We start from the raw sequence: 18,485 nt of genomic DNA, 5'->3' as shown, positions 1-18,485 counted from the left end.
TTCCTGGGCTGCGACGAGTGAAAGTGTCCGGTAAAGGATCGGCGAATTCAGGCGGTCGTTGCAACGGCGGGTTTTTCTGGTTCAAATAGTAGCCGTTCCATGGCTTGGGCGGGGGTGATGCCGCCCAGGGTCTTGCGGGGTCGGGCGTTGAGTTCGGCTGCGACTTCGAGCAGCCGCTCGGGTGAGTGCACGGACAGGTCGGTGCCCTTGGGGAAGTACTGGCGCAGGAGTCCGTTGGTGTTCTCGTTGGTGCCGCGCTGCCAGGGTGAGTGCGGGTCGCAGAAGTAGATGTCCATGTTGGTCGCCATGGTGATCTGGCGGTGTTGGGCAAGCTCGGTGCCCTGGTCCCAGGTCAGCGACTTGCACAGGTGCTCCGGCAGGGTCTTGATCCTCGCCAGCAGGCCGTCACGGACAGCGACGGCGCCGTGGTCATCGGGCAGGTGGACCAGCATCGTAAACCGGGTCTGGCGCTCCACCAGGGTGGCGATGGCCGAGCGGCAGTTCGACCCCAGGACCAGATCCCCTTCCCAGTGGCCAGGGACGGCGCGGTCGGCGACCTCGGCGGGTCGTTCGCTGATCAGGATCATGTCCGGGATCTTCCCCGCCCGCTTGCCGGTGGGGCGTCTTGGCCGCCTCACGGCGCGGCCTGTGCGCAGGTGTTGGTGCAGGTCAGCGCGCAGGTGACCGCGGCCCTGCACATACAGCGCCTGGTAGATCGTCTCGGGACACACTTGCATCTCCGCTCGGTCCGGGAACGTCGTGGCGAGGTGGTCACTGATCTGCTCGGGACTCCACTTCACGCACAACTTGGCCTGTACCAGGGATGCCAGTTCCAGGTCATCGAACTTGCTGGCCTTGGGTCGGTGACCGCGCAGCTCGGCCCGTTTCTGCGCCGCATACGGCGCATACTTTCCCCGCCCCCGCGCGCCCGTCCCGGGGCCGTTACGGCGCAGTTCACGGCTGACCGTCGATGCAGACCGCTTGAGCTGCGCTGCGATCGCCCGCACACTTATTCCGGCCAGGTGCAGGTCCGCGATCTGCAGTCGGTCTTCCAGGCACAGGTACCGGCCCGAAGGTTCGGGTTTCTTGCGCGGGATCCGCCCGCCGGTTGCTTGACGCCAATGACGGCCAGTTCGTCGATCCACTCCAACAGCCTCGCACGCCGCGATCAGCGTCGAGCCCTGGGCCATCAACACCCAGAACCGGGCCTCCTTTTCGATCCGTTCCTTCTTCGACAACATGGGCAACACCTCACAATAAAAAGGGGTGTTGCAACGACCGATTGAACTCGCCATCCTTTACCGGACACATTCTCACGCCTGCAATATTCTGCGGCGCGGTGTTTTCAAGACAATTCTTCAACGCGAGTGACTTAAGCCGCCGTCTATCAGCTTCTTTCTAAGCGTGCTCAAAGTGTCATCAGTCAGCCCCGCCCGGGCCAACAGCGCCAGAGTTGCAGGCCTGTTCAGAATGGAAAACGCAGCTTCGAGGTTCGTCCCTGCTGACTCGAGCGCGTCGTTCACGTTCTTGTGGGCATCGGGAGCTTTCGATGCGAACCTGACACTGTCGTGCATGTAGTCCTCAATAACTGCCTCTGGTCTCACACCCACGAGGCTCAGAAGCAGTGCAACGACAATGCCAGTTCGGTCATGTCCCCGAACGCAATGAAGTAGAACGCCGCCATTCGCAGAAGCGATCCTATTCAAAATGTCCACGTAGTAAGAGGGCCACTTAACCAAGGCGTCTCGGAAAAAGAGTGGTGTCCCCCATAGCCCGGTATCGGCCCATGCTCGCATGTAGTCAACGTCAGCCGCATCTTGAACAGGCAACCGGAGCGCCTTTATCCTCAGATGATCCGGCATGCCAAGATCCGGGTTTTCCTGGGCATGACGATCGGGCTTCAAACCAGCGGTCTGGAAGGAGATTACCGTACGGATTCCGTAATGCCAGATTCCTTCCCACGTCTCAGGTGTGGCTTTAGAAGGGTGATCGGAACGCACAACACACCCGAACTTCGTCTGCGCCCCATCGGTGAGCGGCAGTCCGCCAAGGTCACGAACGTTGAACAAACCATCCCAATCCAGCTCCCGGTTCAACCCCATTCCAGGAGTAAAGCATGGGGGCACCCTCCTTCCAAACAAAACGTCGCGTTAGCCGATCCTTAGTGGGCACCCCGCCGGCTACCCAAGCTCCTTGGCCCTGGGCCCGGCCCTAAGTTGTCAGTCGCACCGATAAGCGGCATTTTCGCGGATCCAACTGAATGGCGCATCTATCCCTCTCGTAGAAGTACGCTTCGGTAGGGATCCGTTGAGGCGAAGAAGGGAATGCTCCGTGAACCCTTTTGCGGCCAACGGGCAATACATAGTGTGAGCATAGACAACGACATCATCAGGCGGTCCCGGGACAGCCCCGAAGTTTTCGGGGAGTTGTACGACAGACACGCTTCAGTCATCTATAGATACGCGGCCAGACGGGCCGGTGACTTCGCCGCCGACGATGTCACCTCCGAAACCTTTCTGGTCGCTTGGGAGCAGCTAGAAACCTATGACCTCGACCGGGACGACGCCCGGCCCTGGCTTTTCGGTATCGCCACCAATCTGCTCCGGCGGCACCACCGGGCTGAAGCCAAGATCCTGAAATCCGCCGCTAAAGCGGCTTCGCGGGAAGCCGTCGCCGATGCCTCGGACAGGATTGCCGCCCAGGTGGACGCCGCTGTGGCGACCGGCCGCATTGCCCGGACTCTGAAACTAATGGCCGCCATCGACCGCGAAACATTGCTGCTCTATGCCTGGGCAGACCTGACCTATGAAGGCATCGCCCAGGCTATGGACGTTCCTGTGGGCACCGTACGGTCCCGCTTGAACCGCGCCCGCCGGACACTGCGGACCGAGCTCAAACTCGAAATACTTGATGAAACGGAGAACGACCATGGACGACTTGCAGCTGCTCCGAGAAATGCGTAGCGACATCGGCTCCGCGCCGCAGGCAACGTTGGCCCGCGGCCGCACCAAACTCATGACCAGAATCAATTCGGCTTCCACCTCCGGGGCATCGACCGATACGCAAGGCAACGGCGCTGTCAGTCCGATCCGGTTCCGGCGCCGGATCCTGCTCGCGTCGGCAGCTGCAGCACTGCTCGTGGGTGGAATCGTCGTGGCAGACGTTGTCAGGCCCATGGGTCCAGGAGCGACCGCCGAAGCTGCCGAGGTCCTGAACAACGCAGCGGCAGCAACCATCCAGACAGCTGACCCGGTAGTGAATGCGGGACAGTACCTAAAGATTCAAAGCACGAACCTATGGGGCTCGGCTGCGGTGGACGAAAACGGTAAAGAGTATCAGTGGCTGGATACGGAAAAGCAGACAATGTATGTCCCGGCCAACCGGGACGACGAATGGGTCTGGGAACGATCAGGCCGAATCCCAACGACATTCTTTGATGAAGCATCCAAGCAATATGTAGACCGCATCCAAGCCGGTGGTCCGGAAGCATACGTACTGCGGGGGGCAAACGGGGCCTTCTACGGACCGGGGAGCGAATCAACTTTCCCTTCCTCCAGTTATCTGGACTCCCTGTCCCGGGACCCCCGAGTGCTTCTGGATGACATCTATCAAAAGACCTCCGGAAAGGGGCAGTCGGTTGACGGTGAGGCATTGGTCTTCATCGCCGATCTCCTGCGTACCGGGGTCGTTCCCGGTGACCTCCGTGCCCCTCTGTATAAGGCCGCGGCACTGATACCGGGAGTCACAGTGACCGATGAACAAGCCACTCTCGATGGGCGCAAGGGTATAGCCATCGGCCGGGTCGAAAACTTCTCGCACTTCCGTCAAGACATCATCATCGACCCCCACAACGGGCTTCCCATCGGGGAACGGCAAGTACTCACCGAACCCCGAGGCACCATGCCAGTTGGAACCGCGACTTCCTGGACAACGGTAGAAACCACAGTCGCAGACACTGCTCCATAAGCCGCTGAAGATGACCGCCACCGTGGACATTCACGGCGGCGGTCATCAACGGCTGCGCTGCCGTGTCTCGAAAAACTACAGGTTTTCAAGACACGCACGCCGTGTCTTTGGGTGTCGAAAAGAATCGCCGACGTGCCGGGCTATGACTTTCGACGATAAATGGCGGGCGTTTTCACAGCGCTGTTTGGCGCATGGCGCCGCCCGCAAGAGGATGGCCGATCCCTCAGCGGGACATGTCTGTGAAATTGCGCGAGCCGACAAAGCTGCTCATACAAGTCTGTTCCGTAAGGGCTCCAGAGGGCACACGGACATTGCTCTTCCTGCGATCTGGGTGTTTCCGAACGAGCATGCGATTGTTCCTATATGACAGTTCAGGAAGCGCTCAAGATTGCGCTGCGAGACGTGCTCGGTCCCTGCGCCCGGAGCTATGGCTTTAAAGGCACAGATCCGACCTGGCGAAAGTCGACGGCTTCAGGCGATTGGGCCGTCGTGAACGTGCAGTCGTCATCTTTTAGTTCCGCGGAACATCTAAAGTGCGTAATCAACCTGGCAGTCGCCCCCGAGCCTTGGCTTCGCTGGAGTCGAGTGAAGTTGGGCCCTGGAATGCCCAAGTCGGTCACCGAATCCCTTGGCCTCTATCGCGAGCGGCTACATCCGCACGGGGCGGCCCGGGCATGGATGCTTGGTGGGAGATCACTGATGCTGCTTCCGCTACGTCCGCAGTCGCGGACATGGTTGCCCAGCTGGATGTCGCGGGCTGGCCAGTTCTCGACCGGTTGCTGAGACGGGAGAGCAGGACAACTGGATAGAAGACGGCGAAGCCATCTCGACCCCCAGCTTGGAGTTCGCGCGGGATCTCCTTCAGAAGGACGCGCTTTGGACAGAGGGGGTCCCCAGCATCTTCCCGACCCCCCAGGGCGGCGTTCAGTTGGAGTGGGTTTCGAGCGGCAAGCGCTTTGTCACTTCGATCGGCCCTAACGCTGAACTGGAATTCCGTTGGTCGAGTAGGGAAAACAGGCGGGACCGAGGCAGTAGTACGGCAGTTGGCATGGAACAGCTGATTCGGCTTTTTGAGGAGTATGTATCTTGACCATCAGCCCCAGCTCTCTCACGCCGATGGCTGCGATCCCCCCGATTTTGGAGCCGGGAGAAATATTGGTTTCGGACGGCACCAATGATGCGGAGTTCCTTTGGCGGCAGGTACACCCGATCTATGTCGACGGTAATGGCCGGGTGACCGAGCAAGCATTCCAGCCAAATTCCTCCGACAAAAGGCGGCTTTCCTGTAGTCGTGGTAACGGTCAAACCCCGGAAGGTGCCCACGACTTTCACACTCAGGTACTCGGCCTAGCGTCCGCGGGTACATGGGGTGTCCTGATTGGGGAAGTCCGCCAGGAACAGGTTCACGCGGTTGATGACTCCCAAGTGCAAAAGCAGGACCCACCAACTCCGGGGCACACCTACGTCGACTACCGGGGCCTGGACAAGAACGGTCGTGCATTCGTGCGCGACGCTTTGGCCGACTACGCCAACGAGCATAAGGTTCAGTACGCTCCCTGACACTTGGAGTAGGGTGCGGCGCCAGCTTCGCCGAAGGACCGTCTATTATTCCTGTCCGAACCTAGAAGCCCTCGAGAGCTTCGACTTCCGCGGCGTCGAGAAGTTCTGCAGCGTCAGCTCCGGTGGTCCGGGCCAGGTCGTCGAGGGTCTTGTGATGGACCCGGGCGAGGGTGATGGCCACCAGTTCGAGGTAGGCGGTGCCGTTGCGTTGTTCGAGATCGTAAAGGTAGTCACGCATGCGCCCTTCCAGGGCGCCGGGGCCTTCGGATTCTTCGGCAGCGAGCCGCGTCAGTGTCAGGGCCGCGAGGTCCGGGTTGTCGTAGATGAGTCCCATGGGCCAACGCTACGCACGCCGCCGGTTCCGTCAAGGGCCGGCGCTAGCGCCAGCGGAAGGATTCGAGCGTACGGATCAGGGGAGCGGGGTCCGTCTTCAGGTGGTCGACGGGGCGGGTCCTGGCAAGGTCCCGGGACGGGGTGACCATCCAGAGGGTGAAGTAGTTGTGCGGGATGTCCAGCTCCATTGCTCGCCGGAAGAGCGCTGTGACGGTTGGCTGGAGCTGCCCGCCGGGGAGGAACTGGAATCCTGGGCAGAAGGTGCCGTCGTCGATGAAGACGCGGACGAGCTGCTGCATCACGGGCTCGGGGTCTTCCATCAGTTCCGAGAGCCGGCGGTGCACCTGCGCGAGGGTCGGCAGCGTGAACTCGGTCCGGATCCCGGCCCAGGTTTGATCGCTGATGGTTTGAGGGGTCACTGTGGCCTAGTCACTGATGCTATCCAGGACCCACTGGGTCGAGAGCGGGTCGCGGCGCAGCGTGAACGTCCGGAGGGCCGAGTTTGAGCCGAGGCCAACCTGAACCCGCCAATATTCGACGCTCACAAGGTCACCGCTGCCCACGGCAGCCGTGCGCCGGGTGTCCCACCAGGCGTCCCGGGCGAACCAGTGCACCGGCTCGGCCATGACGGCCCATATCCGGCCGTTATGCCGAACGGCCAGCGGGTTGCCGGCCGGGGTGAACCGAACGTCCACCACGGGAGCGTCGAGGGCGGTTTCATTGGCTGTTGCTGTCATGGTCTGCACGCTCTCCTAGGGTCCTTCTCTTCAAATCTTCGCGGCGGGTGACCGCCGAACTCCACACCCAGGTCCGGTAGGTGACCGGACCGTCCTTCCATGTCACTTCCGCGGCCTTGGCCGTCCAGGCGTACACCTCGCCGTCCACCAGCTCCGCGCAGTTCAGGAATCGGATCCACGCCTTCACCGGGATCCCGGGGAAGCCGTTCTTGCCGGGGAAGTGCTCGAAGTCGAGTTCTTCCACCGTCAGCCCTATCGGGCCCGCCCGCCGCGCATACTGCGCCTGCTACTGGTGGACCACCGAATAGCTTTTGAACGAATAGCTCTCCGAAATTTGCAGGGTCAGCCCGGTCCTCGGCACTCCATGAAGGTTCACCAAGCGATGGAACGGCAATCCAGTCGTTTTCTCACAGCTGAGGAGCGCGCCGTTTAGCGCCCGCGGGACAGTTCACCGGACGGGTCTTACGGGACACCGCTTTTACCGAAGCAGCAACGCCGCTGTCAGTTTCCGAAGTCGACTGCACAGAATGTCCAAAGCCGTCTGCACAGCTTGCCCGTTGGAGGATCCCTAACCGGACGCGTGCCGTTGATGACGTCTGCGTCAGTCCGGTCAGCCGAGGCAGAGGCACAACGGATGACCGGCCGGGTCAAGGAACACCCGGAATGTGGTTCCCGGCTGGTGTTGGTGCTTGGTTGCGCCGAGCTCGAGCACTGCTGCTTCGGCGTCGTCGAGGTCGTCGACCACGAAGTCGAGGTGCATCTGCTGCGGTACATCCTGGCCGGGCCATTGCGGCGGCGTGAAAGAGTCGACTTTCTGGAAGGCCAGCGAATCGCCGTACTCGGCGCGGATGGACCACCAGTCGTTGTCTTGCTTCTCGACCTTCCATTCGAGCAGAGCGGCGTAGAACTCAGCCAAGGTCTTTGGGTCAGGACAGTCGAGTACGACGACCGGGAACCGTGCGATAGCCATGGCCAACACTCTAGGATCATTTCCGGCGGATCGCATCCGGTTCGTTGGCCGGAGTTGGCGGGCAGGATATGCCCGTGTGGGCAGTTCAGAGCCCTTCGGGAATCTGGGCCGCGAACCACCCTCACGGCAGGTAGATTGCAACCCCTGAGGCGATCGTGCAACACAAACTCACAAAGAGCGAAGTCCACAGGAGTTTGTGTTCTCTGCCATATGGCTCGCCCTTCGACGGCGGGTGTCTCACCACGTAGACGACGGCCACCAAGAAGGCAAGATCGGAGCCCGTCATCAATAGCACCGACAACTGCTGCCGCATGCGACACCTCCATTGAAGATCGTCCATTGCACGGCGACCGCCGCCCCGTCCGTGGCATCAGGCCCACTTGAACCGGAATCCGCGGATCGCCGCTGCCCATCCACAAGATCAGGATAGTTGGTTGCCTTTGCAGCCTCTCCTGGTCCAGTCGTGATCAATAACGTTTCCGCTACAAAACAGCCAGCTCGTTGAAGAGAATGGCGATTCGCAGCGATAAGTGGCGGACTTCTCGCAGCGCTAAATGTCACCCTTAGTGCCCGTTGCCGATCCTTACCGCGACGTTAAAGACATCGCCGAGGATCTTCGGTGGGTAAACGACGACGCCCTCGGACGCCGATTCGAGGCGATTAGTGTTTCTGGTGAGGGTGTAGGTCGATGCGCTGGGATGGGGTGATGCTGAAATCCCTGAACCGGGCGCGGAGTCCACCGCGTTTTGGTGAGCACATCATCATTCCGACCTGGCAGGAGTCTTCGAGTGGCAGGTGCCCAAGGCGCAGCATGCGCCACTGTCCTATCATCCCTTGGGGCTGAAGGTACTGGGTCCGAAGGGCATTGCCTTGGCGGGTTACCTGCATCGTTATCTCGTCCGGGGTTCTCGGCAGCGACATGACGGACCAGTCCGATGCGCCATGGGTGATCACGGTGCTGAGGTGGAGTGCCTCATCGGTGTACTCGACACCGGTTTTCATCCAGGTTCGCTTGTTGGCTCGAACCATGAGTCCGGCTTGGTCGTAGAGCGTCGTGAAGTCGCCGGATAACGTCACCGTAGCCGTGAAGTCGCCCACCACCTCACGGTGGAGGAAGTGCCCTGTGTCGTGAGTGAAGCCGTAGAAAGTTTCCCGCCAGAAATCTGTGTCGTGATCAGAGACCACGGTGAGTTCGTTCGGGGTGTTCGTCCATTGGGCCGGTTCATTCAGCCAGATCATGTTCTCGAGCATCATCATCCTGTTTCGGGTGGTGGGCGGAATTCGCGACGGGCGGGGTGGGAGAGGGATCGATCAGCTTTCGCCGGATTCGCAGGAGGACCGGTGTGAGGGCGAGTAGGACCGCACACAGGGCCGCTACGGCGGCCATCGCTGCGCGCAGTCCGGCGGCTTCGGACCACAAGCCTACATAGACGGGACCCAAAAGGAATCCAAGGTAGGAAATCGTGGTGAGTAGGGAAGTTGCCCGTCCGCGGGTGGCCTCTTCGGTGGAGCGGGAGACGATACCCAGCAACGTTGGGTACAGCACTGCTGTGCCGGCGGCGGCTACTGCCAATCCGATCACGGCCACGATAACGTTCGGCGCGGCCGCGAGTATCGTCGCACCGACACTGGCTGCGGCGGCACCGAGGACCAGTGTTCTCGTTGCGTAGGCCGGTTGTAGTCCTCCGGTGCTGAAGCGTGTGATGGCGACGACGGCAGCGAATACAGCAGGAGCGGTAGAACCCAGGGCCGCCCCGGTGCCTAGTTCGTCTTCGAAGAACACGGCCGCCCAACTCTGATGGGCATTCTCACTAGCAAAGGCCATCGCCCCAAGAATTCCCACCAGCAAGATCGCCAGAACAGGAACACCTGAAGCGGGGTCGGCGCGGCGATGACGCAGGTCGCCCGTTTCCGCCTTAATGCGCTGTCGATCGCTGGGCATTTCAGCAGAAGAAGCATGGAGCAGATACCCGCTGACGATCGTTGACGCGGCAACGACCAGGACGAAGGAGAAGGTGGTGCCGGTGCCCAGCGCAGTCAACAGTCCAACAACAAGGCTGGAGACCACCACGAATGCGGAGAACATGCCATGGGAGCGGGTGATCACTGGTGTGGCAGCAAGCTTTTCCGCGGACCCTGCCGCCGAATTGATCGCCACGTCGGCCGCCCCACTGGCCGCACCGACCAGGAGCAACCCGAAGCACAGGCTGGCGAATCCCGTTGCGGCAAGGGCCACGATCAGTCCGGAGGCCCCCAGCAGAATGAGTGTGACGGCCGCGGTGATCCGCACTCCGAAGCGGTCAATGATCCTGCCGGTCAGAAGCATCGCCGGCAGCGCCCCGGCTCCGATGAACAACAGTGCCGTGCCGAGCTGCCCGTCCGAAATGCCGGCTTGGGACCTGATTCTTGGAATACTCGCACCCCAGGTGCCCCAGAAAACACCGAACGCCGCAAAGGACGCATAGGACGCCCACGCCAACCTATGAGCGGACTGCGATGAGGAACGAATCATATGTGTAACGATACACAAGTAGGCTGGTCCTATGTCACCTGCAGCACCGGAATCCAAAATCACCCTCAGCGAGGTAGCCCGCGAGGCTGGAGTCTCGGTGATGACCGCTTCCTACACCTACAGCATGCCCTCCCGCGTCTCGGCAGCGTCCCGGGAGAAAGTCCTTACCGCCGCCGAGGTGCTCGGATATCCAGGGCCCGACCCCAGCGCCCGATCGCTGCGCACGGGAACCAGCGGCGCTCTCGGGGTCGTTCTGGGAGAGACCCTGACTTACGCCTTCGATGACCCCCAGGCGACACGCTTCCTTGCCGGGATCGCAGATGTCTGTGCGGAACATGGTTTGGCCATGACCATTCTCCCGACCAACGGATCTGCTGACGATGATCAGCGCATCCGCGCAGCAGCGGTAGATGCCTTCGTTGTGTGGACCACAACGGACGATGACCCGGTGCTTGAGGCCCTTGCCCTGACTGGGAGGCCAGCCATCATCCATGCCGGACCAAAGAAAAAGGCATTCGGTCTGGTGGGCATCGACGATCGCGCCGCTGCACAAGCGGTCGCAGCATTAGGCCTACACCAGAGCCAACGCCCTGCCATCATCACCTTTCCCTTCACCAAGGAAAGAGTCGAGATGATCAGCATGGGTCCTGACCCGGCGACAGCGACGTTCCCCGTCACGCGTAACCGGCTCCTGGGATACCAGGACGCGCTCACCGCGGCAGGATTCCAATGGGAGAATGTTGAAGTGGCTTCTTGCTCCATCAACAGTTCTGGTGAAGGAGAACGAGCCGCCGGCCGATTGCTGGCTCGCCCGAATCCTCCAGACACCATTCTCGCGATGAGTGATGAATTAGCCCTGGGAACTTTAGAGGCCGCATCGAAAGCCGGCATTCACGTTCCGAGGAGCCTCGCCGTCACGGGCTGGGATGCCTCCGAGGCCGCGTCAGTGAAACAGGTGACCACCGTTCAACAGAACCTTCGCCAACAAGGCGCCGCATGCGCCCTAGCCGCCATCACCGGCGCTTCGACACCCACACCACACCCATGGCAACTCATCACCGGAAAAACAACACGATAAACACCGGAACTTGTCCTGGGGTAACCCGCATCTAACAGTGTCCGGTAGAGGATCGCCCTTCCGGGGCGACGGCCGCCGGCCAGCCTACGGGCTCTCTACCGAGGAGCAGAGTTCACGAGCTCGTAGTGTTCGACCAGGGGAAACGGCTCGTAGAACCTGTGCAGTAGCTCCCGCCACTGCTGATACTGCGGGGATCCCCTGAAACCAACGGTGTGGTCCTCCAAACTCTCCCACTGCACGAGCAGCAAGTACTGGCTGGGAGTTTCGATCGCACGAGAGAGCGACAACGAGACAAAGCCAGGCATCGACGCAATAATCAAACGAGCCAGATCGAACGCTGCCTCAAAGTCTTCTTCCTGTCCGGAAACGACGGGAAGCAGCGCGTGTTCGGTAATCATTGGGTAAGTCTCGCAGATTCCCGCAGAGGGTTCGGCGAATTCAGGCGGTCGTTGCAACGGCGGGTTTTTCTGGTTCAAATAGTAGCCGTTCCATGGCTTGGGCGGGGGTGATGCCGCCCAGGGTCTTGCGGGGTCGGGCGTTGAGTTCGGCTGCGACTTCGAGCAGCCGCTCGGGTGAGTGCACGGACAGGTCGGTGCCCTTGGGGAAGTACTGGCGCAGGAGTCCGTTGGTGTTCTCGTTGGTGCCGCGCTGCCAGGGTGAGTGCGGGTCGCAGAAGTAGATGTCCATGTTGGTCGCCATGGTGATCTGGCGGTGTTGGGCAAGCTCGGTGCCCTGGTCCCAGGTCAGCGACTTGCACAGGTGCTCCGGCAGGGTCTTGATCCTCGCCAGCAGGCCGTCACGGACAGCGACGGCGCCGTGGTCATCGGGCAGGTGGACCAGCATCGTAAACCGGGTCTGGCGCTCCACCAGGGTGGCGATGGCCGAGCGGCAGTTCGACCCCAGGACCAGATCCCCTTCCCAGTGGCCAGGGACGGCGCGGTCGGCGACCTCGGCGGGTCGTTCGCTGATCAGGATCATGTCCGGGATCTTCCCCGCCCGCTTGCCGGTGGGGCGTCTTGGCCGCCTCACGGCGCGGCCTGTGCGCAGGTGTTGGTGCAGGTCAGCGCGCAGGTGACCGCGGCCCTGCACATACAGCGCCTGGTAGATCGTCTCGGGACACACTTGCATCTCCGCTCGGTCCGGGAACGTCGTGGCGAGGTGGTCACTGATCTGCTCGGGACTCCACTTCACGCACAACTTGGCCTGTACCAGGGATGCCAGTTCCAGGTCATCGAACTTGCTGGCCTTGGGTCGGTGACCGCGCAGCTCGGCCCGTTTCTGCGCCGCATACGGCGCATACTTTCCCCGCCCCCGCGCGCCCGTCCCGGGGCCGTTACGGCGCAGTTCACGGCTGACCGTCGATGCAGACCGCTTGAGCTGCGCTGCGATCGCCCGCACACTTATTCCGGCCAGGTGCAGGTCCGCGATCTGCAGTCGGTCTTCCAGGCACAGGTACCGGCCCGAAGGTTCGGGTTTCTTGCGCGGGATCCGCCCGCCGGTTGCTTGACGCCAATGACGGCCAGTTCGTCGATCCACTCCAACAGCCTCGCACGCCGCGATCAGCGTCGAGCCCTGGGCCATCAACACCCAGAACCGGGCCTCCTTTTCGATCCGTTCCTTCTTCGACAACATGGGCAACACCTCACAATAAAAAGGGGTGTTGCAACGACCGATTGAACTCGCCTTCCGCTTACGCGACGGTGCCAGGTTTTTCGGGCATCTCACCAGCCACGGTCAACTTTGCTCCGGAAGCCGGCCATCCGCAATTGGGTAGTTGCAAGTGGGGAAGTACGAGAAGGATGTTGGCAAGATGGAAGCTTTGCTTGAAGAAGCCTGGCTGGAGGATATCTTGCATGCGTTCGAGGCGAACTTCGATCTCTTCGGTCAAATCGAGTGACTGTTCCCCGACGCGTTCGCATCCGAGCGCAACAAAGTAATGGATGAGGTTGTCCTGGTTTCCCCAATTCGCGTAGGCACTTCCGACCGCCAACAGCAGTGAGGGGCGATATCCAGTTTCCTCGAGAAGTTCTCGCTCAGCTGCGGTCGCTGGATCCTCGCCGTCTTCGATCCCTCCACCAGGAAGACCGGGAGCGACCAGACCGCCACCATGGTGATACTCCTCAATTACCAATACCTTCCCGTCGTCAGTTACCGGAACGATCGACACCCAGTCGCTCGCACAAATGACGTAATAGGGGTCGATCACCTGACCGTCAGATCCAGTGCAGCGGTCAGCTCGCACCTGGATCCAGCGATCCTCGAGCACAAAACTGCTCGCTTCGGTCGTCCATTTACTGACCATGCATACCCCCGTGATTCATTGACATGCTGGCTGCAACTCGCCCCACGGCAAATCCGCTCGACACGGTGTTTGCAGTGGGAGCCTCGCAATATATTCTGCCTTGTCCCGCAGCGCGTTCCCCATGCGGACCGGCTATCGGACACCGTCAAACTGTGTTTGGTGTGCTGAGACGTCGTCGCGGTGAGTCTCGGACCAGAGTTTGAGCTGTCGGACCGTTTGGTGCAGGGAGAGCCCGAGGTTGGTGAGTTCGTAGGTCACAGTCACGGGGACGGTCGCGATCGCGGTCCGCGCGATCAGCCCGTCGCGTTCGAGGGACTTTAGTGTCTGCGACAGCATCTTCGGGCTCACCCCTGCCAGGACTCGAGCCAGCTCGGAATACCGCATCGGTCGCGGCTCACCATCACAGTCCGGCCCGCTCCCTAGCGCGGACAACACCAGGGTCACCCACTTGCCAGACACCTGAGCGAGCAACTGCTGGCTCGGGCACGCGGCGAGGAACGCGTTGTACTGCGTCTTCGCCTCCGCCTTCTTCTCCGCTGCTGTCATCGTCGGCATGGGCCCTCCCTTGGGTATCAACGCACTTCCAGGTAACTACTTCCCAGCGGGTAGCAGCTCATTCAGGATGGAGGGCAGCACGTTATTCCGCAAGCACCGAAAGGCACATACATGAGCACCAACACCACCGACCTGCCCGGCGGCACCTGGAACCTCGGCGACACCACCGTTTCCCGCTTCGGGTACGGCGGCATGCAGCTCGCCGGCCCGTGGGTCGTCGGCCCGCCAAAAGACCACGACGCAGCCCTCGCCGTCCTGGGTCACGCCGTCGAAAGCGGCATCACCCACATCGACACCGCAGAAACCTACGGACCCCGCGTCGTCAACGAACTCATCCGCGAAGCCCTGCACCCCTACGCCGAAGACCTCTTCATCGCGACGAAGGCCGGCGGACGCCGCGACGCCCAGGGCAGCTGGCCGTCCGCGCGGAAGCCCGACGAACTCCGCGCACAAATCGACGACAACCTCGAAACCCTCGGCGTCGACGTCCTCGACCTGGTACACCTTCGCCTCGGGGACGCCAACGGGCCGGTCCCCGAGCAGATCAGCGAGGCGTTCGAGACGCTCGTAGACCTGCAGCAGCAGGGCATCATTCGGCACCTTGGCGTCAGCAACGCCACCGCGGAGCAGGTGAAGGAAGCGCAGTCGATCGCGCCGATCGTGTCCGTGCAGAACATGTACAACCTCGCTAACCGGTGGGACGACACCCTCATCGACCGCCTCGCCGTAGAAGGAATCGCGTACATTCCCTTCTTCCCCCTGGGAGGCTTCACCCCGCTTCAGTCCGACGCGCTGTCATCCGTCGCTACGCGGCTTGGCGCGACCCAGATGTCGGTCGCCCTGGCCTGGCTGCTGCACCGTTCCCCGAACATCCTGTTGATCCCGGGAACGTCGTCCGTGTCGCACCTCAGGGAGAATATCGCTGGCGCCGCACTCACACTGTCCAACGACGACCTCACCGAACTCGACCAGATCGCCAGCTAGCCACAGCACGGCGCATGGCGGGGCGCAACGGCAGCGCCCTCAATGCGCCTACACAGGCGCCCGTTAGGGGATGGCGAGTTCAATCGGTCGTTGCAACACCCCTTTTTATTGTGAGGTGTTGCCCATGTTGTCGAAGAAGGAACGGATCGAAAAGGAGGCCCGGTTCTGGGTGTTGATGGCCCAGGGCTCGACGCTGATCGCGGCGTGCGAGGCTGTTGGAGTGGATCGACGAACTGGCCGTCATTGGCGTCAAGCAACCGGCGGGCGGATCCCGCGCAAGAAACCCGAACCTTCGGGCCGGTACCTGTGCCTGGAAGACCGACTGCAGATCGCGGACCTGCACCTGGCCGGAATAAGTGTGCGGGCGATCGCAGCGCAGCTCAAGCGGTCTGCATCGACGGTCAGCCGTGAACTGCGCCGTAACGGCCCCGGGACGGGCGCGCGGGGGCGGGGAAAGTATGCGCCGTATGCGGCGCAGAAACGGGCCGAGCTGCGCGGTCACCGACCCAAGGCCAGCAAGTTCGATGACCTGGAACTGGCATCCCTGGTACAGGCCAAGTTGTGCGTGAAGTGGAGTCCCGAGCAGATCAGTGACCACCTCGCCACGACGTTCCCGGACCGAGCGGAGATGCAAGTGTGTCCCGAGACGATCTACCAGGCGCTGTATGTGCAGGGCCGCGGTCACCTGCGCGCTGACCTGCACCAACACCTGCGCACAGGCCGCGCCGTGAGGCGGCCAAGACGCCCCACCGGCAAGCGGGCGGGGAAGATCCCGGACATGATCCTGATCAGCGAACGACCCGCCGAGGTCGCCGACCGCGCCGTCCCTGGCCACTGGGAAGGGGATCTGGTCCTGGGGTCGAACTGCCGCTCGGCCATCGCCACCCTGGTGGAGCGCCAGACCCGGTTTACGATGCTGGTCCACCTGCCCGATGACCACGGCGCCGTCGCTGTCCGTGACGGCCTGCTGGCGAGGATCAAGACCCTGCCGGAGCACCTGTGCAAGTCGCTGACCTGGGACCAGGGCACCGAGCTTGCCCAACACCGCCAGATCACCATGGCGACCAACATGGACATCTACTTCTGCGACCCGCACTCACCCTGGCAGCGCGGCACCAACGAGAACACCAACGGACTCCTGCGCCAGTACTTCCCCAAGGGCACCGACCTGTCCGTGCACTCACCCGAGCGGCTGCTCGAAGTCGCAGCCGAACTCAACGCCCGACCCCGCAAGACCCTGGGCGGCATCACCCCCGCCCAAGCCATGGAACGGCTACTATTTGAACCAGAAAAACCCGCCGTTGCAACGACCGCCTGAATTCGCCGATCCCCCAACGGGCGGGGCTGTGCAGACGGCTTTGGACATTCCGTGCAGTCGACTTCGGAAACTGACACTGGACGTGCCCGGCCTCTACCAGGGATATCTCGACAGCCTGGGCCGTGACGACAATGAGAATTGATGAGCAGTCGTCGCATTACGATTCAGTCTTCGCCGCCCACATGGCCGGTTTCATTCGCTACAAGCGCGCACAAGGCCTGAGCTACGCCGACGTTCCTCAGTCGTTACGGGCGCTGTCCAGGTTCATCGCGTCCACGGGCCACACCGACCTGACGATAAGTCAGGAGCTGGTCGACCAGTGGTGCAGCAGACGGCCCAACGAGCGTCGCAGCAACCAACACAAACGGGTCGTGCACACGAACCAGTTCCTCAGCTATCTGGCCGCAGAGGGCCTGCCGGTGGCGTTCCCGCAGACCCTAAAGCATCGGGGCGACCGAGAATCGTTCGCTCCATACATATTCACCCGACACGAGCTCGACCAACTCTTCGCCGCCTGCGACCGGCTCGAGGCCAAAGCGCCCTCGGTCATGCCAGTCCTGCTGCCAGTCTTGATCAGGCTCCTGTATGGGTGCGGCCTGCGGGTGTCCGAGGCGCTGAACCTGACCCGCGGTGACGTCGATCTCGACAACTGCTGCCTGACCGTCCGCCACGCGAAGTTCGATCAGGACCGCCTCGTCCCCATCTCGCCGACGATGGCCGACATCATGCGCCGCTATGACGCCACCGGACCGCGGCTATTCACCGCCGACCACGACACACGGTTCTTCACCCACAGAGACGGCCGGCCCATCGCCCCCGACACCATCTACAGATGGTTCAGGAAGACCCTGTGGGCGGCGGGCATCTCGCACGGCGGCCGTGGTCATGGCCCCCGTGTACACGATCTTCGGCACTCCTTCGCCGTCTACTCGCTCAAAGCCATGGTCGACCAGGGCGCCGATGTCTACTGGGCGCTCCCGACCCTGGCCACCTATCTCGGCCACGCCTCGGTGACGGCAACCGGCCAATACGTCCGCCTGATCCCGGACATGTTCCCCGAAGTCACCGCCGCTATGAGCGCCATCGCCTCGCGCGTCATCCCAGGAGGCGAGCCCGAATGACCACTCACGACTTCCAGCACTACCTCAGCGAGTTCCTCGCCCGGTTCCTGCCCGGCGAGGTCGGCTCAGCAACGAACACAATCAGGTCCTACCGAGACACCTTCGCTTTGTTCCTCAGGTACTGCAAGGCCCACGAGGACATTACCCCCGAGCACATGACGTGCGACCTGTTGACCAAAGACCTTGTGGAACGATTCCTGACCTGGCTCGAGGCCGAGCGGGGCTGCGTCCCAGCGACCCGCAACCAGCGACTGGCAGCGATCCGGTCGTTCTGCCGCTACCTGCAAGCCCGAGATGTCGAACGGATCGGGCAGTACCAGCGTGTCCTGGCGATACCAAAGAAGAAGACCACCACCGCCCCACCCCGCCACCTCTCGGTCGACGGGATCCGGCTGATCCTCGACCAGCCCGACACCAGCAGACCTTCTGGGAGACGCGATCTCGCACTGCTGGCGCTGATGTATGACACCGGCGCCAGGGTCCAAGAGATCGCCGACCTGACCTTCGGCGACCTGCGGGCCGATCCTCCCGCAACCGTAAAACTCACTGGCAAAGGCAACAAAACCAGGATCGTGCCGCTGATGATCCCGACAGTCGCCCTGGTCCAGCGTTACGCCGACGGTGCCGGCCTCACCGGCCCCGCCAGCAGGACCCGGTCGCTTTTCCCCAACCAAGGTGGCAAGAAATTGACCCGTACCGGCATCGCCTACATCCTCGATAAGCACGTAACGGCCGCGAGGGAAGCCGACCCGGCGGCATTGCCGGACACGATCTCGCCACACACCCTCAGGCACAGCAAGGCCATGCACTTGCTTCAAGCCGGAGTCAACCTCGTCTACATCCGAGACATCCTCGGCCACGCCGATCTGAAGACCACCGAGATCTACGCCCGCATCGACGGAGAGATGAAGAGAAGAGCACTCCAGAGCGCTTTCACCAACGTCACGCCACCCGACGCCATGCCGCTCTGGCACCAGGACAAGGACATGCTCACCTGGCTGACCAACCTCGGACGCTGACCCGAGTACCGCGGGGCGTTATGCCAAGAA

The 18,485-nt window shown here is 62.0% G+C and carries 21 protein-coding genes; 8 read left to right on the top strand and 13 right to left on the bottom strand.

The annotated features are described in order from the left end of the window. Positions 1 to 47 precede the first annotated feature (47 nt). On the bottom strand, positions 48 to 1,241 hold the full coding sequence (locus V3C33_09595) for an IS30 family transposase (protein XAS69472.1): 1,194 nt from the start codon (positions 1,239 to 1,241) through the stop codon (positions 48 to 50). Between the two features lie 117 nt (positions 1,242 to 1,358). Next, on the bottom strand, positions 1,359 to 2,096 hold the full coding sequence (locus tag V3C33_09590) for a tyrosine-protein phosphatase (GenBank protein ID XAS69471.1): 738 nt from the start codon (positions 2,094 to 2,096) through the stop codon (positions 1,359 to 1,361). A gap of 270 nt (positions 2,097 to 2,366) precedes the next feature. Here V3C33_09590 and V3C33_09585 point away from each other — a divergent pair, with 270 nt between their 5' ends. From V3C33_09585 to V3C33_09575, 3 genes are all read left to right on the top strand, one after another. After that, the gene (locus tag V3C33_09585; GenBank protein ID XAS69470.1) at positions 2,367 to 2,963 is read left to right on the top strand and encodes an RNA polymerase sigma factor; all 597 of its coding nucleotides are present in this window, start codon (positions 2,367 to 2,369) and stop codon (positions 2,961 to 2,963) included. Further along, positions 2,929 to 3,966: a CU044_5270 family protein gene (locus V3C33_09580; GenBank protein ID XAS69469.1), complete on the top strand. Its 1,038-nt coding sequence runs from the start codon at positions 2,929 to 2,931 to the stop codon at positions 3,964 to 3,966. Before V3C33_09585 ends, V3C33_09580 begins: the two co-directional genes overlap by 35 nt. Before the next feature lie 1,086 nt (positions 3,967 to 5,052). Beyond that, the gene (locus V3C33_09575) at positions 5,053 to 5,526 is read left to right on the top strand and encodes a hypothetical protein (GenBank protein ID XAS69468.1); all 474 of its coding nucleotides are present in this window, start codon (positions 5,053 to 5,055) and stop codon (positions 5,524 to 5,526) included. 61 nt (positions 5,527 to 5,587) lie between these two features. On the opposite strand, the gene V3C33_09570 is transcribed toward V3C33_09575, so the two are convergent. The 7 genes from V3C33_09570 to V3C33_09540 all read right to left on the bottom strand — a co-directional run bounded on the left by V3C33_09570 (position 5,588) and on the right by V3C33_09540 (position 10,045). Further along, positions 5,588 to 5,860, bottom strand: a complete 273-nt coding sequence (locus tag V3C33_09570) for a hypothetical protein (GenBank protein ID XAS69467.1) — start codon at positions 5,858 to 5,860, stop codon at positions 5,588 to 5,590. Between the two features lie 43 nt (positions 5,861 to 5,903). Beyond that, positions 5,904 to 6,278 carry a hypothetical protein gene (locus V3C33_09565; GenBank protein ID XAS69466.1) on the bottom strand — a complete coding sequence of 125 codons (375 nt, stop codon included), beginning with the start codon at positions 6,276 to 6,278 and terminating at the stop codon, positions 5,904 to 5,906. 6 nt (positions 6,279 to 6,284) lie between these two features. Next, positions 6,285 to 6,596: a hypothetical protein gene (locus tag V3C33_09560; GenBank protein XAS69465.1), complete on the bottom strand. Its 312-nt coding sequence runs from the start codon at positions 6,594 to 6,596 to the stop codon at positions 6,285 to 6,287. Beyond that, a complete protein-coding gene (locus V3C33_09555; GenBank protein ID XAS69706.1) occupies positions 6,577 to 6,852 on the bottom strand; it encodes a hypothetical protein in 276 nt (91 codons plus the stop codon). The genes V3C33_09560 and V3C33_09555 overlap by 20 nt, the downstream gene beginning before the upstream one ends. Before the next feature lie 354 nt (positions 6,853 to 7,206). Then, a complete protein-coding gene (locus tag V3C33_09550; protein ID XAS69464.1) occupies positions 7,207 to 7,566 on the bottom strand; it encodes a VOC family protein in 360 nt (119 codons plus the stop codon). Between the two features lie 660 nt (positions 7,567 to 8,226). Further along, on the bottom strand, positions 8,227 to 8,817 hold the full coding sequence (locus tag V3C33_09545; protein ID XAS69463.1) for a DUF1349 domain-containing protein: 591 nt from the start codon (positions 8,815 to 8,817) through the stop codon (positions 8,227 to 8,229). Next, positions 8,789 to 10,045, bottom strand: coding sequence for an MFS transporter (locus V3C33_09540; GenBank protein XAS69462.1), 1,257 nt, complete (start codon positions 10,043 to 10,045; stop codon positions 8,789 to 8,791). The genes V3C33_09545 and V3C33_09540 overlap by 29 nt, the downstream gene beginning before the upstream one ends. A gap of 64 nt (positions 10,046 to 10,109) precedes the next feature. On the opposite strand from V3C33_09540, the gene V3C33_09535 reads away from it, so the two are divergent. Beyond that, a complete protein-coding gene (locus V3C33_09535) occupies positions 10,110 to 11,156 on the top strand; it encodes a LacI family DNA-binding transcriptional regulator (GenBank protein ID XAS69461.1) in 1,047 nt (348 codons plus the stop codon). Between the two features lie 95 nt (positions 11,157 to 11,251). On the opposite strand, the gene V3C33_09530 is transcribed toward V3C33_09535, so the two are convergent. The 4 genes from V3C33_09530 to V3C33_09515 all read right to left on the bottom strand — a co-directional run bounded on the left by V3C33_09530 (position 11,252) and on the right by V3C33_09515 (position 14,013). Continuing rightward, complete coding sequence (locus V3C33_09530) at positions 11,252 to 11,554, bottom strand: antibiotic biosynthesis monooxygenase (protein ID XAS69460.1); 303 nt, start codon at positions 11,552 to 11,554, stop codon at positions 11,252 to 11,254. Positions 11,555 to 11,594: 40 nt separating this feature from the next. Further along, a complete protein-coding gene (locus V3C33_09525) occupies positions 11,595 to 12,788 on the bottom strand; it encodes an IS30 family transposase (protein XAS69459.1) in 1,194 nt (397 codons plus the stop codon). A gap of 58 nt (positions 12,789 to 12,846) precedes the next feature. Beyond that, positions 12,847 to 13,458 (bottom strand): NUDIX hydrolase, encoded by a 612-nt coding sequence (locus V3C33_09520; protein ID XAS69458.1) that lies wholly within the window; start codon positions 13,456 to 13,458, stop codon positions 12,847 to 12,849. Between the two features lie 132 nt (positions 13,459 to 13,590). Continuing rightward, entirely contained in the window at positions 13,591 to 14,013 is a 423-nt protein-coding gene (locus tag V3C33_09515) for a helix-turn-helix domain-containing protein (GenBank protein ID XAS69457.1), read from the bottom strand. Positions 14,014 to 14,124: 111 nt separating this feature from the next. On the opposite strand from V3C33_09515, the gene V3C33_09510 reads away from it, so the two are divergent. The 4 genes from V3C33_09510 (at position 14,125) to V3C33_09495 (ending at position 18,455) form a co-directional block, all read left to right on the top strand. Next, on the top strand, positions 14,125 to 14,997 hold the full coding sequence (locus tag V3C33_09510; protein ID XAS69456.1) for an oxidoreductase: 873 nt from the start codon (positions 14,125 to 14,127) through the stop codon (positions 14,995 to 14,997). Positions 14,998 to 15,121: 124 nt separating this feature from the next. After that, a complete protein-coding gene (locus V3C33_09505; protein XAS69455.1) occupies positions 15,122 to 16,315 on the top strand; it encodes an IS30 family transposase in 1,194 nt (397 codons plus the stop codon). A gap of 131 nt (positions 16,316 to 16,446) precedes the next feature. Next, positions 16,447 to 17,436 carry a tyrosine-type recombinase/integrase gene (locus tag V3C33_09500; protein ID XAS69705.1) on the top strand — a complete coding sequence of 330 codons (990 nt, stop codon included), beginning with the start codon at positions 16,447 to 16,449 and terminating at the stop codon, positions 17,434 to 17,436. Further along, positions 17,433 to 18,455, top strand: a complete 1,023-nt coding sequence (locus tag V3C33_09495; protein XAS69454.1) for a site-specific integrase — start codon at positions 17,433 to 17,435, stop codon at positions 18,453 to 18,455. The genes V3C33_09500 and V3C33_09495 overlap by 4 nt, the downstream gene beginning before the upstream one ends. The last annotated feature ends 30 nt before the right edge of the window (positions 18,456 to 18,485 follow it).

Source organism: Micrococcaceae bacterium Sec5.7, from assembly GCA_039636785.1.
GTDB lineage: Bacteria > Actinomycetota > Actinomycetes > Actinomycetales > Micrococcaceae > Arthrobacter.
Note: the sequence above shows the minus strand (reverse complement) of the source record. Positions and strands in the feature narration are given on the sequence as shown.

Bases quoted from the DNA above. Each gene is read 5' to 3' on its own strand.
- V3C33_09595 (XAS69472.1), bottom strand. From the start codon at position 1,241: ATGTTGTCGAAGAAGGAACGGATCGAAAAGGAGGCCCGGTTCTGGGTG.
- V3C33_09580 (XAS69469.1), top strand. From the start codon at position 2,929: ATGGACGACTTGCAGCTGCTCCGAGAAATGCGTAGCGACATCGGCTCC.
- V3C33_09570 (XAS69467.1), bottom strand. From the start codon at position 5,860: ATGGGACTCATCTACGACAACCCGGACCTCGCGGCCCTGACACTGACG.
- V3C33_09560 (XAS69465.1), bottom strand. From the start codon at position 6,596: ATGACAGCAACAGCCAATGAAACCGCCCTCGACGCTCCCGTGGTGGAC.
- V3C33_09550 (XAS69464.1), bottom strand. From the start codon at position 7,566: ATGGCTATCGCACGGTTCCCGGTCGTCGTACTCGACTGTCCTGACCCA.
- V3C33_09545 (XAS69463.1), bottom strand. From the start codon at position 8,817: ATGCTCGAGAACATGATCTGGCTGAATGAACCGGCCCAATGGACGAAC.
- V3C33_09535 (XAS69461.1), top strand. From the start codon at position 10,110: ATGTCACCTGCAGCACCGGAATCCAAAATCACCCTCAGCGAGGTAGCC.
- V3C33_09530 (XAS69460.1), bottom strand. From the start codon at position 11,554: ATGATTACCGAACACGCGCTGCTTCCCGTCGTTTCCGGACAGGAAGAA.
- V3C33_09525 (XAS69459.1), bottom strand. From the start codon at position 12,788: ATGTTGTCGAAGAAGGAACGGATCGAAAAGGAGGCCCGGTTCTGGGTG.
- V3C33_09520 (XAS69458.1), bottom strand. From the start codon at position 13,458: ATGGTCAGTAAATGGACGACCGAAGCGAGCAGTTTTGTGCTCGAGGAT.
- V3C33_09515 (XAS69457.1), bottom strand. From the start codon at position 14,013: ATGCCGACGATGACAGCAGCGGAGAAGAAGGCGGAGGCGAAGACGCAG.
- V3C33_09510 (XAS69456.1), top strand. From the start codon at position 14,125: ATGAGCACCAACACCACCGACCTGCCCGGCGGCACCTGGAACCTCGGC.
- V3C33_09505 (XAS69455.1), top strand. From the start codon at position 15,122: ATGTTGTCGAAGAAGGAACGGATCGAAAAGGAGGCCCGGTTCTGGGTG.
- V3C33_09500 (XAS69705.1), top strand. From the start codon at position 16,447: ATGAGAATTGATGAGCAGTCGTCGCATTACGATTCAGTCTTCGCCGCC.
- V3C33_09495 (XAS69454.1), top strand. From the start codon at position 17,433: ATGACCACTCACGACTTCCAGCACTACCTCAGCGAGTTCCTCGCCCGG.